This window comes from Butyrivibrio sp. AE3009 (genome assembly GCF_000420845.1).
Classification (GTDB): domain Bacteria; phylum Bacillota; class Clostridia; order Lachnospirales; family Lachnospiraceae; genus Butyrivibrio.
Genome location: NZ_ATVS01000003.1, coordinates 61,870 through 76,069 on the forward strand (window position 1 = coordinate 61,870; position 14,200 = coordinate 76,069).

6 protein-coding genes and 1 other annotated feature are annotated in these 14,200 nt (G+C 42.3%); all 6 genes read right to left on the minus strand.

Annotated elements, in window-relative coordinates:
* Window positions 1–51: 51 nt before the first annotated feature.
* Window positions 52–2,124 carry a serine hydrolase domain-containing protein gene (locus G588_RS18875; protein WP_022777180.1) on the minus strand — a complete coding sequence of 691 codons (2,073 nt, stop codon included), beginning with the start codon at window positions 2,122–2,124 and terminating at the stop codon, window positions 52–54.
* Between the two features lie 21 nt (window positions 2,125–2,145).
* The gene (locus G588_RS0102490) at window positions 2,146–4,044 is read right to left on the minus strand and encodes a heavy metal translocating P-type ATPase (RefSeq protein ID WP_022777181.1); all 1,899 of its coding nucleotides are present in this window, start codon (window positions 4,042–4,044) and stop codon (window positions 2,146–2,148) included.
* Window positions 4,045–4,125: 81 nt separating this feature from the next.
* A complete protein-coding gene (locus G588_RS0102495) occupies window positions 4,126–4,341 on the minus strand; it encodes a cation transporter (RefSeq protein WP_022777182.1) in 216 nt (71 codons plus the stop codon).
* A 24-nt stretch (window positions 4,342–4,365) separates the two neighbouring features.
* Window positions 4,366–4,725 (minus strand): ArsR/SmtB family transcription factor, encoded by a 360-nt coding sequence (locus G588_RS0102500; RefSeq protein WP_022777183.1) that lies wholly within the window; start codon window positions 4,723–4,725, stop codon window positions 4,366–4,368.
* A gap of 195 nt (window positions 4,726–4,920) precedes the next feature.
* A complete protein-coding gene (gene tyrS, locus G588_RS0102505) occupies window positions 4,921–6,147 on the minus strand; it encodes a tyrosine--tRNA ligase (protein ID WP_022777184.1) in 1,227 nt (408 codons plus the stop codon).
* A 77-nt stretch (window positions 6,148–6,224) separates the two neighbouring features.
* Window positions 6,225–6,507: a binding site (T-box leader), on the minus strand.
* Between the two features lie 69 nt (window positions 6,508–6,576).
* A complete protein-coding gene (locus G588_RS21180) occupies window positions 6,577–14,052 on the minus strand; it encodes a leucine-rich repeat protein (protein WP_022777185.1) in 7,476 nt (2,491 codons plus the stop codon).
* Window positions 14,053–14,200 lie beyond the last annotated feature (148 nt).

Below are 14,200 nucleotides of genomic sequence, written 5' to 3' on the forward strand. Positions count from 1 at the left end.
ATCATACAAAGCCCATAAAAAAGCCCCAAAAGCCTATTTTTAACACATAATTCATAAGTTTGAGCCTGTTTCTTTAACCGTATCTTCTATAGTCTTGGATGTTCCGACAATCTCGATGGTTTCACCGGCCACTTCCTGGGTTACGAAGGTATCATCAGCAAAATTCTCAAGTGCCTCATAGTCTACATACTCAGGGACAGTTAGTTTACCATGGATCACAGGTTGCAAAGTATTCTTTACCGCATGACCAAATGCTTCTTTTACCCCGCCCTTGTAAAACTTGTTGATGAGCATGCCCTGCATTCCGCCCAGGTTATCTGTGCCCATGCTCTTCATGGCTTCCATAAGCATATCTGTTCCTGGTGTTTCAAGGAATCTAACCTCGATGCCCGAAGGTACTGCGGGATGAATAAACGTCCCCTTTCTGTCAGGTCTGTCGGAAGCATCATCCTCGAAGCAGATATTCAAAGTCCTCTTGCAGGCTTCTTCAAGGAAGCTTATCTCGTTCCTTATAACAAGCCTGTTATATTCATCAGTTTTGCAGAAGGACGCCAGAGATACCTTATACATCTCGCCATGCATGTTGACGTCGCTTACATATCTTTTACCGCCAAAGCCGCACCTTAGCTTATATATAGCACTACCTTCATACAGATCTATCCAGAAAGAATTATTGGGGCCAATCCTGAATCCGATTCTGTGAATTCCATCAGTAAAATTATTATGTACTATCTGCATCATCAGAGGAAAAACGCCTACAGCGGACACATCCAGATCATATGTCTTGCCGTCGAGCTTTTTAAACCAGGTTCTGATAAGACTGTTCTCATTCCTGACATTATAGGAATTGACCTGCATTTTAAAACCGGCTCTTCTTGTCTCAAAGCTTGCAACCTTCTTCCTGGGTCTTCCCGTTGTCATAGTGACGTTTCGCTGTTTCCAGCCTCCTGCGCTTATTACGGGATGAGCAGCTGTTCTTCCGCTGACAGACTTGGCAATTGCCTTAAGATCAGATAAGGCGGCAAAGTCCTCCGGAAGAGGTTTATCGTGTACAACTATTTCATACTGCATTGCCTTTCTAATCATGACAGCCATTGGACTAGTCTGGAATATATCACTGTTTCCGGCATTGGTCACAATTACCATATCAATATCGGGATAGACAAAAACGTTCTGTCCCAGCATACCATTATAGGCATAGGAACCGGGCCTGTCATCGTTTATCCAAAGCTGATATCCGTAAAAGCCACTGTCTTCTCGTCCGGTTTCAACATGCTTTTTAATCGACTCTTCAACCCACTGCCTGGGAACAATCTGCTGACCTTCCCACATACCGTAGTTAAGATATAATTGTCCCAGCTTGGCCATGTCCTCAGCGCGGATAAACAGTCCCCATCCGCCTTTTGTGATACTCTGGGGACAGCTCTCCCAAAAGACTCTTTTGATTCCCAACGGGTTAAAGATTCTCTCCCTGCAAAAATCAAAAGCAGACTGCCCTGTTATCTCAGTGATAATAGCGGATAACATGTAAGTATTCATGCTGTTATATTCAAATTGTGTACCGGGATCAAATTTAAAAGAGCTCTCCAGATAACTCTTTCTCCAGTCATTTCCCGAAATTGCTCCTGCCTCACTGAAATCAACGCCGCTGGTCATATTGAGAAGATTGTGAACTGTTACGTTTTTCCTCAGGAATCCGAAGGGACTCATTCTTGAACTGAATATATCGCTGAGCTTATCATTTGTTGAGAGCTTTTCCTCCCCCACAAGGATTCCGATAGCCATTCCGATAACGCTCTTGCACATCGAATAGGAAACATGCCACATATCCATATCAAAGGGTTCAAAAGCGCATTCCGCTATGACAACTCCATGTCTCAAGGCCATAAACTTATGCATATTGCACCTTTTATCCTCTGAAAGGCGCCTTATCAGTTCAGTAAAAAAAGCAGAACTGACGCCCTGGGATTCCGGCGAACTTCTCTCAAGATGCGTCTCCCCCACAGGGGTAAACTCCATAAAGGCAGGTTTCTGAGGTGTGTAATCAACCTTACTTATCTCACCTGTCTCTTTGGCAACCAGCTTTAAAAGAAGTTCTCCAACGTCAAGTCCTGCTCTAGCCATTTATTTTATTCCCTCCATAAGTCAGTCAGCCTTAAGCGCTCTCATGGAATTAAGTATAGCAATTACCGCAACTCCCACGTCACCGAATACCGCAAGCCACATAGTAGTAAGACCCAGGGCACCAAGTACAAGAATTATCAGTTTCACCGCCAAGGCAAAAACGATGTTCTCTTTGACGATCCTAAGAGTCTTTCTTGCTATTTTAACGACTGATGAGATCTTTTTGATATCATCGTCCATAATCACTATATCTGCAGCCTCAATAGCAGCATCGCTGCCAAGAGAGCCCATTGCTATACCAACATCTGCCCTCATAAGAACCGGGGCATCATTGATGCCGTCTCCAACGAACGCAAGCTTATTATTACTATTATCCGATGAAGAAAGTAAATTTTCAACCCTGCTGACCTTGTCCGCAGGAAGTAGCTCAGCATGAACCTCATCAATACCGATCTCTTTGGCAACATATTCTGCGGCAGCTCTTCTGTCACCGGTAAGCATAACAGCCTTTTTGACACCGGCCTTCTTCATTAAACTGACAGCCTCTTTGGTTCCCTCTTTTATAACATCGGAGATAATAATAGCTCCGAGGTATTTTGAATCAAGAGCCACATATACTATGGTTCCAATCTGTTCTACGACATCGTATGCGATGTTATTATCTTCCAGAAGTCTTGTATTACCTACAAGAAGCTCCTTGCCGTTATAAACGGTTCTGATGCCGCGGCCTGCAATTTCCCTTGTCTCTGATTCATTAAGTCCGTCAAAAGCAGTTCCTTCGCCTGCCTTCTCATAGAATGCAGCAAGTACAGACTTGGCTATGGGATGATTGGACATGCTCTCACCTGCAGCAGCAATCCTTAGAAGCTCATTTTGATCAAAATTTCCGTCCTTGGCAGGTATAATCTCAGTAACCTTGAATTCGCCCTTGGTAAGAGTTCCGGTCTTGTCAAATACGATGGTCTTAACTGCGGCAGCAGCCTCAAGGAAATTGCTTCCCTTGACCAATACTCCTATCTTGGAAGAAGCGCCGATTCCGCCAAAGAACCCAAGCGGAACCGAAATAACAAGTGCACAGGGACAGGAAACTATAAGAAAAATACATGCTCTCTTGATGCTGTCCGCAAACGCCATATTTCCAACAATTGGAGGAATTATCGCAAGAAGCACTGCGCCTATAGTAACAACCGGAGTATAGTATCTTGCGAATCTTGTTATGAAATTCTCCATTCTGGATTTCTTGTTGCTGGCATTTTCAACCAGTTCAAGGATTCTGGCAACTGTTGAATCCTCATAAGCCTTCTCGGCTCTTATCTTAAGTATTCCCTCGCCGTTTATACAGCCGCTTATGACATAGTCTCCAACCGCTGCGCGCCTCGGAACAGATTCACCGGTAAGTGCAGCAGTATCAAGGAAGGATTCTCCCTCAACAACAGTTCCGTCAACAGGAATCTTTTCACCTGCTCTGATCAGGAGAATATCACCGATTGATACCTCCTCAGGATCAACTTCATTTACAGTTCCATCGCCTGATACCACATTGGCAAATTCAGGAGCAATGCTCATCATATCACTTATGGATTGTCTTGACTTACCTACAGCTACGCTCTGGAACAGCTCTCCTACCTGGTAAAAAAGCATTACCGCAAGAGCTTCTGAGTACTCACCTATACCGAAGGCGCCAAATGTAGCGATCATCATCAGGAAGTTCTCATCAAAAATCTGTCCATGACAAATATTGATAGCAGCCTTCTTAACAACATCATAGCCTATGATCACATAAGGAACTGCGTATATCGGAAGTTGAACAAACCATGGAATATTATCAAAATATCCAAGCTTATCTAAAGTCAAAAGAATCACAAACATCACAAGCGTGATTATTATTCTGTTTCTTACTTTTTTCTGTTTCTTAGTCATAAGTAATCTCCTGCTGTATACCTTAGTTTATAGAAAAGTCTGTGGTGAACATTCTCACCACAGACCATATTCATTCAAATATCAGATCTCAATCTCACAATCCGGCTCAACCTTCTTGCAAGCCTTAACTGCCTTATCAAGAACTTCATCAAAAATATCATCTGCAGCCTCAAGTGAAAGCTTCTGAGTCATGAAATTAACTCTGGCATTTACAACTCCCTCGATCTTCTTGATGGCATCCTCCATCTTGGCTGCACAGTTAGCGCAATCAACCTCACACTTATAAGTCTTCTTCATTACAATTCCCTCTCTTTCCTTCTATTATTCATTTATATGGTCCATTCCCTGTGCGATGATCATTCTCACATGTTCATCTGCAAGGAAATATATAATTGACTTGCCATCTCTCTTATTACCAACGAGCTTGCTCTGCTTCAGTATTCTAAGTTGGTGTGATATTGCGGACTGTGTCATATTGAGTGATTCAGCAATATCGCATACACACATCTCTGATGCAAAAAGAGCTACAAGTATTCTGATCCTGGTTGAATCCCCGAATACCTTAAACAGCTCTGCAAGATCATACAGCTTGTCATCATCGGGCATAAGATTATGAATCTCTTCTACAACGTCACTGTGTACACAAAACTCATCACAGCACTCTACATCATTTATCGCCATTGGGTTATTCCTTTCATTGTTTTATGATACATATGAATGACTGTTCATATGTTTAATATATCCTCTGTTCTAAAATATGTCAATACTTTTTTCACAATAACTGCCTTAATAATATTATTTTGCAAAAAGCGCACATCCCCGGTCTATCCCGGACATGTGCGCTTAATAGATCATTATTATTCAGTTACAGAATTATTAAAACTCTGCTGTAACCTTCTTGTAAGACTTCTTGCCCTTGCGGACCATTACGCCTTCGCCGAATACGTCCTTGGTGTAAGTTGTCTTAACATCAGAAACCTTCTCTTCATTGAAGGTAACACCGCCCTGCTCAACAGCTCTTCTTGCTTCACTTCTGGTTGCGCAAAGGCCTGCTGATACAAGAACCTGAAGGATATCAACAACACCGTCTCTGAAATCCTCAGCCTTAAGAGATACAGAAGGAACATTGGACATGTCTCCGCCGCCTGCAAAAAGTGCTCTTGCTGCGTCCTGAGCCTTCTGTGCTTCTTCCTTGCCATGAACAAGAGCTGTAAGCTCAAATGCAAGGATTTCTTTCTTCTCGTTGATTCTTGATCCGTCCCATTTCTCCATCTCAAGAATCTCTTCGATAGGAATAAATGTAAGCATCTTGATGCACTTATCTACATCTGCATCTCCTACATTTCTCCAGTACTGATAGAAATCGAAAGGTGATGTCTTGTTGGGATCAAGCCATACAGCATTACCTGCTGTCTTACCCATCTTCTTGCCCTGTGAATCGGTAAGAAGTGTGATTGTCATAGCGTGAGCATCCTTGCAAAGCTTACGTCTGATAAGCTCTGTGCCGCCCAGCATGTTACTCCACTGATCATCGCCGCCGAACTCAAGATTACAGTTGTATTTCTGGAACATGTAATAGAAGTCGTAGGACTGCATGATCATGTAGTTAAACTCAAGGAAGCTAAGTCCCTTCTCCATACGCTGCTTGTAGCACTCAGCTCTTAACATGTTATTAACCGAGAAGCATGCACCGACCTCACGAAGAAGTTCGATGTAGTTAAGGTTCATAAGCCAGTCAGCGTTATTAACCATCATAGCCTTGCCTTCACCGAAGTCGATGAACTTCTCCATCTGCTTCTTGAAGCATTCTGCATTGTGATCGATGTCTTCTCTTGTAAGCATCTTTCTCATATCGGTTCTTCCTGAAGGATCACCGATCATGGTTGTACCACCACCAATAAGAGCAATTGGCTTGTTTCCGGCCATCTGAAGTCTCTTCATAAGTGTAAGAGCCATGAAATGTCCTGCTGTAAGTGAATCTGCTGTACAGTCAAAGCCGATGTAGAATGTGGCCTTACCTGCGTTAACAAGTTCTCTTATCTGTTCCTCGTCTGTAACCTGGGCAATAAGTCCTCTTGCCTTAAGTTCCTCAAAAATCTGCATATCTGCACCTCCTAAAAATGTTGATTGGAAGGAAATCTTAATCAATAAAAAACGTCCTTCGCAATCAGTTATTGATCACGAAGGACGATATAATCGTGTTACCACCTTCATTCGCGCATAGCTCACACCATACGCCTCATAGGGTACTCCTGTCGTTCATACACTGTCAAAGCCTATAAACTAAGTTCATACTCTTCCGATATAACGCATCGGTCTCGTCACAGCTTACTAGATAAAGCTACCATTCTTCTGTGCAGCTCACGGAGGTATTCGAATCTATCCTTAACCAGCGCCTCTCACCAACCGGCAACTCTCTGTGGTCAGACTACAGGTCCTACTTATTCCGATCAAAGCCTTTTCTTTATTTAAACACGTTTTATTTTATTAACAAACCTTCTATATGTCAATATACTTCCGGTATAGACCTCATCATCCAAACAAAAACTTAATAAGATCAAGCTTTTTGTTTACTATTTTGAACTCTGCAGTCTTGCCGCCTACCGCATTCTTGCAGTCGCCGGTTATAAGAATGGTGGCTTTTCCAGGATTGATATTATTGACATAAGTTACTGTGTAATACTCAGGACTTACCTTGATCCAGGAGTTTCCGCTCTTTACAAGAACTCTGATCCTTGGCTGAATTTCCTGACCTGTGTACTGCTGATTACCAACAGCTACATCCTTTTTGCCCTTCTTAGCCTTAGCGACAATCTTTGCTTTGCTAAGATCTATGTTGTTTAAGGCTTTTACTACTTTATAGGTCTTACTTACAGATCCTGTGTAATTTCCTGTGCCTTGTATGGTGACCTTAATTTCCTTAGAGTTAACTTCATCAAGTTTCACCTTATTCTTTGCTGTAACAAGACTGCCATTAACATAGTATTTTACAGTATAGTCCTTTGTAGAAAGGGCTTTTCCGTTAAGTGAAACAACAGGTTTGGACATGTAAGTACCGGGCTTGGAATATACCATATCCGAAACCACAACATCTGCCTTACTGATGCTTGCTCTATTGATACTGAACTTCACGTCTTTTTTGGGCGCGTGTCCCTTGTAATTACCGATGAAGGTAACTGTATACTTAGCCTTGGACTTAGCGGTTGTAATCTTCTTATTTCCTGTGAAGGACAGCTTGAAATCCTTTCCTTCAACAAGAACCTCGGATTCACCGGTGGTCTTGGTGACAACAACTTCCGGCTTAGCTCCGTCAGGTGAATAGTATACAGTTCCCTTAATGCTTGTACTAATATCGCTGACTCTGTCAGGAAGGATCTTGAAAGTCTTGGTATCAGAGCCAATATATTCGCCGCGAGCCTTAACTGTAACTGTCGCTGTGCCTGCATTTACATTATTTCTGTAGATAACAGCATAGTCAGTTCCCTCAGTAAGCGCAGTTGTGGAAGCGCCGGCTGTAACAATGAGTTCTGCCTTCTGTTCCTTGCCGTTATAAACATGCTCGCCGGGCTTAACCTGAGCCTTGATCGTAAGCTGCTTAATCTCCTGTGCTGTCAGAACCGCTACGGGCACATCCTTGAGCACACCGGTAAAATTGCCCTTTCCGACAATATCTACAGTAGTATCTGCTTTTATCGCAGAAGTCTTGCTCAAGGTCATATCAGATGCCTTAAGTGCATAGGATCCGTTATAGTAAATTGAAGGAGCTGCCTTTTTGCCTGACTGAACCTTGATCACCTTAGGAACTTCCAGAGTCTTGTAGGTGTTCATGGCCTTTTCAAGATCAGCAGGTAAAATAGTTACTTTCAGAACTTTTTTACCGGAATAATTACCCTTACCGGTTACAGTTATTGTAGCTGTCTTATTCTTGGCACTTACATTTACATTTCCCGCATACTTCACAGTATAATCTACGCCTTCTTTAAGAACTCCGTTAAGACCCGAAACAACAATCTCAGGTTTGATCTCGCTTCCTGTGTATACTGTCTCAAATCTGTTCTTTTCAGAATTATATGTAAGGCCCATGTATGGATCTGAAACAATATCCTTGAACTTAACGTTAAATGCGCCTGCAGTCAGGTCATCATCCTCTTCTCCAACTCTTACCCAGGTAGTGTTGTTCATCTCATAGAATTCAGGTGCATCACCTGTTACTGTGGCGGTAAGAGTCTGCGTGATTCCTTCCTCATAGGGCTCATAGAAAGTGCTTGATTCTCCTGCCTTGATAAGAGCTTTCTCCTCAAGGAACTTCTTACCCTTTTCATCGGTAACAGTGAGCTTCATGTTGGAATCACATACACCGTTGTTCAGGACTGTAACGATCACGTAAGGTGTATCACCGTTGTAATCATAAGATGCTCTGACCTCAAGGTCAGCTTTCTTGAGTGAAATTGTCCGGCTGTTATTTGCTTCATTGCTGTCATTTTCAGCGGATACTGAAATCACGAAATCTCCGCCCTTACTAAGATCCTTTGGAATGTCAAAAGAGAAATCGTAGGGCTTAACATCACCCGGCATAATATCTACAGAAAGAGTTGATGAAGCCAGTTCTTCTCCATTGTAGCTTGCTGTAGCAGTAACTTTCCTGAGTCTTGAGGTTCCGTTGTTCTTGATATAGAGGCTAAGAGGTATCTTAGCGCCGGCATATGCATCTGATATTGCATAATCAGCTGTTTCGAGTTCTACATCGCTGTATCCTGTTGACTTAAGAACCTTAATTGAACTTGTTACGTTCCAAACGCCCTTATTTCCGCTCTTAGCTTCACTGTAGAGATATGCGACTTTTCCATCTATAAGGCTGAAGGAATCAACATATGCGCTCTCATATGTTAAAAGAGCTGTTCCCCAATTACCACTGTCATAGTTGGAAACTGCAATGTTTCTGCTCTCTGAACTGCTAAGAAGATAATATACATTATTTCCGTTTACTACGAACTTGGTGTCATTGTTCATAGTTCCATCAGGAAGAACATTTGTCAAAGTACTGCCGTTTACGTAGTAAAGACCACCGTTAACGTTGGCCGCAAGGAAATTGCCTGATTTACCCGGAATCTTGGTATAGGAAAGTGCTGATATGTTTCCTTCATAGATCTTAGTTTTGCTTCCATTTGTGTTCCAGATATAAAGCTCCTGATCGGAAGTTGTAAGATCATTGTCCATGTCTGCCGCAAAAGCTACAGAAACACCATTTGAATCAGACTTACCAAAAGCCAGTGAAGTAACTGCCTTGTAGCCTGCTTCTTCGCCGGCAACAGACCAGTTTCCATTTGCGTACTCAGCGCGATAAACAACATTTCCATCTGAGCTTCCGAATATTGCGTCATCCTTATTTACAACGTATGCAAGTGAGAGCTTGGAACCATCCATATAGAGCTTAGGAAGATATGTGTAATGATCCTCAGTCTGAGGGGATCCAAGATCTACAAACTCACCTGTTCCTGCATCGAATCTTGCTACATGTGTACGGAAGGTCTTCATGTAGTCAACAAGTTCTGCATCCTTTGAACCAAATGTTTTGGAAGAATCAAGCCATACAACGTAGATGTATTTGCCATCTGTGTATACTTCAGGCTCATAGTCAGCAGTGTTGTCATCAAGAACTGCCTTGGCATCACTAAATGAATCAGTGTTGGCATCATATATGCTGTATACCAGCTTAGTCTGGTCAAGCGCTCCTCTCTGTGCATCATCTGTTACATAGAGAAGCATTGTTGTTCCATTTGCAGAAACAAACAGCGGTTTTGCAGCGTTATACACATCAGAAACGAGCGTTCCATCAGCTGCAGCCACAGATGACTGTAATGAAGGCATTGCACTCAGTGTTTCAATTATAAGTTCGTCTTCAATGGGAGTCTCTTCCAAAAATCCGTTTTCATCTACGGAGAGCTTCTGGAATCCACCCTTTGATCTGTCATAGATCACATAGTCTCCGGAAATGAGAGCGATGCTGGCAGACTTTTTCGCAAAATATCCTTTAACACCCATTTCGCCGGCAATTGACCACTTATCAAGACCCAGCGGTTTGTTTGTCATTGTCTTGGCAATGATGTTAAATTCAGTCTTTGCCTTACCGTATACACCTGCGGAAACCCACTGACCAAATCCTACACCTGCATAGGGCTCGATTCCGAATCCAAAGGCAAGATTGATATCTCCATACCACTTAGCATCTTCGAAGTTATAACCTACAGTTGTGGAAATGCTGCCTTCAGCAGTAAATTCGCAGTTAACTGTAACAGGAATAACCCAGACAACAAGCTGTTTCTGAAGTGTTGCTGAGCCTTCGATCGTAACAATAACGCAGCCTTCAATGGAAGTTACGCTGTTGCTCCAGGCACCCTCAAGGTAACCAACGCAGTTGATATCTACAGAAGACTCAACACCCGGCATATTTGCCTTAAGGAACTTCTCATCCTGAACATTCTTAAGCCAGTCCTTATCCTTACGCATAAGGTTAGCTTTATAGGCGTCTGCTTTAAACTCCTCAAACTGTTCCTTAATGGACTTCTTTTCACCTGTGGTGGTTGTTGTTACACCTTCAGTTGAGTTATATGAATAAAGCTCATCCTTGTCTATATTGATACCGATTTTGATCTTGTTTTCTTCCAGAACGCAGTTTACAGGAAGCGCAGCAGGAAGAGAAATACTGTATTCCTGACCTCCGAGGATTGGAATATCATCGCTTACCTTAAATCCTGAGGCAGATCCGCCAAGATCAAGTTTGCTGATGACAGGAACAGCATTTGTAACAGTTACGGTGCTTGTTCCCTTGAAGCCGCCATCTGAAGTTGTACAGGTAATTACAGCTGTTCCTGTTGCTACAGCCTTGAGCTTACCTGTTTTGGATACAGTAACCACCTTCTCATTGCTACTTCTCCAGGATACAGACTTGTTGGCTGCAGTCTTGGGGAATACCTGAGCTTTGAGATTAGTACTGTCGTTAACATTCATCGTAACGTTAGCGGGAGTTACAGTTACTCCTGTAACCTTGGATGCATCCTTGTCTTCATCATCGGGAGCAGAAACCTTGTAATTCTTCTTGGCGCTAAGTAAAGGCTTATTATTTGCGCCAATACTTATCTTCTTCAACTCAGCCTCTGTTCCGGAGTAGTTGACTTCCTTGAGATTCTTACAGCCTGCAAATGCACCTGCACCAATCTCGATCACAGTCTTATCAATATATACCTTTGTAACGTTTGTAAGTCCGTCAAAGGAGTTGGTACCAATGTAGGTGATTCCTTTCCCAACAACGACCTGTTCAATTGTCTCAGTATATGTATTCCAGGCAGGAATATCAGAACCGGTATAGTTCTTCATTCTGCCTGTACCGTTTGCCTTATTTACAAGAGAGATAACAAGTTTATTTCCTTCGGAATCATATTTCCACTTGGCGTTCTCACCGCAGTTGCCGGTTCTACCTACGCCGCCTGAGATCTCGACAAAGCGGTTGATAAGTGCATCGATATCATCAGCTTCAAAATAATTGTCTTCATCACCTGCGACGTTGATTAGGAGCTGTCTGTTGGAATCGCTGGGAGCAAGACCAACGCTGTAGGTGTAATAACCCTTATCTCTGAATGCTTCAGAGCTTGATACAATGGTATTTCTGTTGTCGCTGGGCTCACCGTCACTGAATACGATGAGAGTCTTGATTCCTGCCTTTGACTCAGCCATCATTGACTGAGCGGCATCAAAGCCTTTGAGATAGTAAGTTCCGCCGTTGGCGCTCAATCTGTTGGTACTTGCCTTGATTCTTCCTACATCTGTAGTAAAGCCCAGAACTTTTTTGGCATCACTTGCATATGAAACAATACCGATTCTGGTGTTGGAAACACGTCCGCCAACCTTATCAGCAAAAGCACATACCGCTGTCTTTAAGTTCTTTATTCTGTTGCCGGACATACTTCCGGATACGTCAAGAACAAGGATAACATCTCTCTGAGGGAGTGTATTATCCCACTGTTTCCATTCAAAGGATTTGTATAGGTTGCCGGCATCCTTATAACTTGTATTTGTCTTTGGATAGTAGGCTGTAATCTTTTTGGTTGTAACTGAAGGAAGCGCTGAATCCTCCATCTGAGGAAGGCTTCCTGTGAAAATAATGGTATCCATTGAGGAGCAGCCGTCAAAAGCCTTCTCCTCTACCTTTTCAAGATTCTTGGAAAACTCTACTCTCTCGAGGCTGTCACAGCTGTCAAAAGCACTGTTTCCAACCTCAGTGATATTGTCTCCCATGACAACGCCCATAAGCTGATCCATGTCTTTAAAGCTGTTGTCATCGATTACTGTAATATTCTCATCAAATTCAACGAACTGAATGGTGTCCTCAAATGCACCAAAGATATTAGCACCAGCTCCTGACACCTCTCCGGAACCGGTAATTACTGCGGTAGCAGACTCCTGATCAAGCTCCCAGGTAGCATTGCTTCCGCAGTTACCATATACTGTACAGCCTGCAAAAGCATTGCTTCCAATAGATGTTACACTTGAGGGAACATTAATTCTAAGAAGCTTGTCTCCATAGAAAGCCTCACTTTCGATGGTTGTTACACTATCGGGAATAATAACATTCTCAAGATTTGTACATCCGTAGAAAGCTCTTTTTCCAATAGTTGTAACACTTGAAGGAATAGCTATTTCCTTAAGACTTGTAGCACCGTCGCAAGCAGAAGCAGGAATAACCTCCATTCCGTCCGCAAAGATAACGGAAGAAGCAGAATTATAGAAAATACTTCTTCCCATAGTTGTTACAGTTGATGGAATAAGAACTGTTCCAAGATTCTTACAATTATAAAATGCACTCTGGTCGATTTTTGTAAGTCCCTCAGGAAGTACTATCTGTGAAAGTGCTTCACATCCATAGAATGCACTGCTTCCGATAGTTGTAATTCCTTTAGAAACTTTAATCTCTGCCAGATTGTTACATCCATAGAATGCACTGCTAGGAACTGTTTCAAGAGAAGAAGGCAGCACTATCTGTGTCAGCTTTTTACAATAAGCAAAAGCATAGGTGCCCATTGAACTCAGACCTGTAGGTATATTAACCTCTTCAAGCTGTGAACAGTTATAGAAAGCATTAGACTCTATCTTAGTTACGCTTTCAGGAATTACAACCTTCACGAGCTTAGAACAGTAATTAAATGCATGATTGCCAATCTCGGTAACTGTATTTGGAAAAATAATTTTTTCAAGTACTGTAGCGTTAGAGCAAGCATAGGAAGGGATTCTAACAGTACCTTCTTCAAATGTAATTTCCTTTACTGAACCTCTGAATGCATAGTTTCCTACAGTTTCTACATTAGAAGGAATGCTCAAGGTTACAAGAGCTGTTGCGCCATCAAATGCATAGTTTCCAATCTTGTTCAGAGAATCAGGAAGCTCTACATCTGCAAGAGCTTTACAATTCTGGAAAGAGTAAGTTCCGATAGAAACTACCCCTTCCGGAATATTTACACTCTTTATAGTCGCATTTGATTTAAATGCGTTATTTCCAATTGCTGTAACAGTATACTGATCGTCAATTACAGCAGGTATATCAACTTTTTCGTCAGATCCTGTATATGCGGTAATTGTGGCATTGGTTCCGGAAACTGTGTAGGTGAAGTCACCGGAAGTCATCTCAGCTTCAAACTCAGCTTCTTCCTCAACCTCATATTCCCAGTACTCTTCATCTGGATTCTCCGGGGTCTCAGGTTCAACAATGAGAAGATCTAAAGGATACAGATCCTCATGCCATGAATAATCCTCACCGGTATCATATTCAGGCTCTTCAATATCATACGAGTATTCTACATACCCGGGCGCATTTTCTTCGATCTGCGCATCTTCAGTCTCAATCATAGCTGCATCATCGTAAGATTCAGATGCCACAGCCTGAAGCGGCAAAGCGGAAAATGCTGTCATGAATGCAAGGCCCAACCCCAGCACTCTTTTCAATACATTTCCTTTCATTACTGAAAGCTCCTCCTTGGTAATTTAGTGAAAACCGGTCAATATTATAGCATAACTTAACTCCATATTCACTAATTAAAATCGTAGATAAAAAACATATTTGAGGGCAAAAAAAGGCACTCACAATCTCTGTGAGCGCCTGTAAATT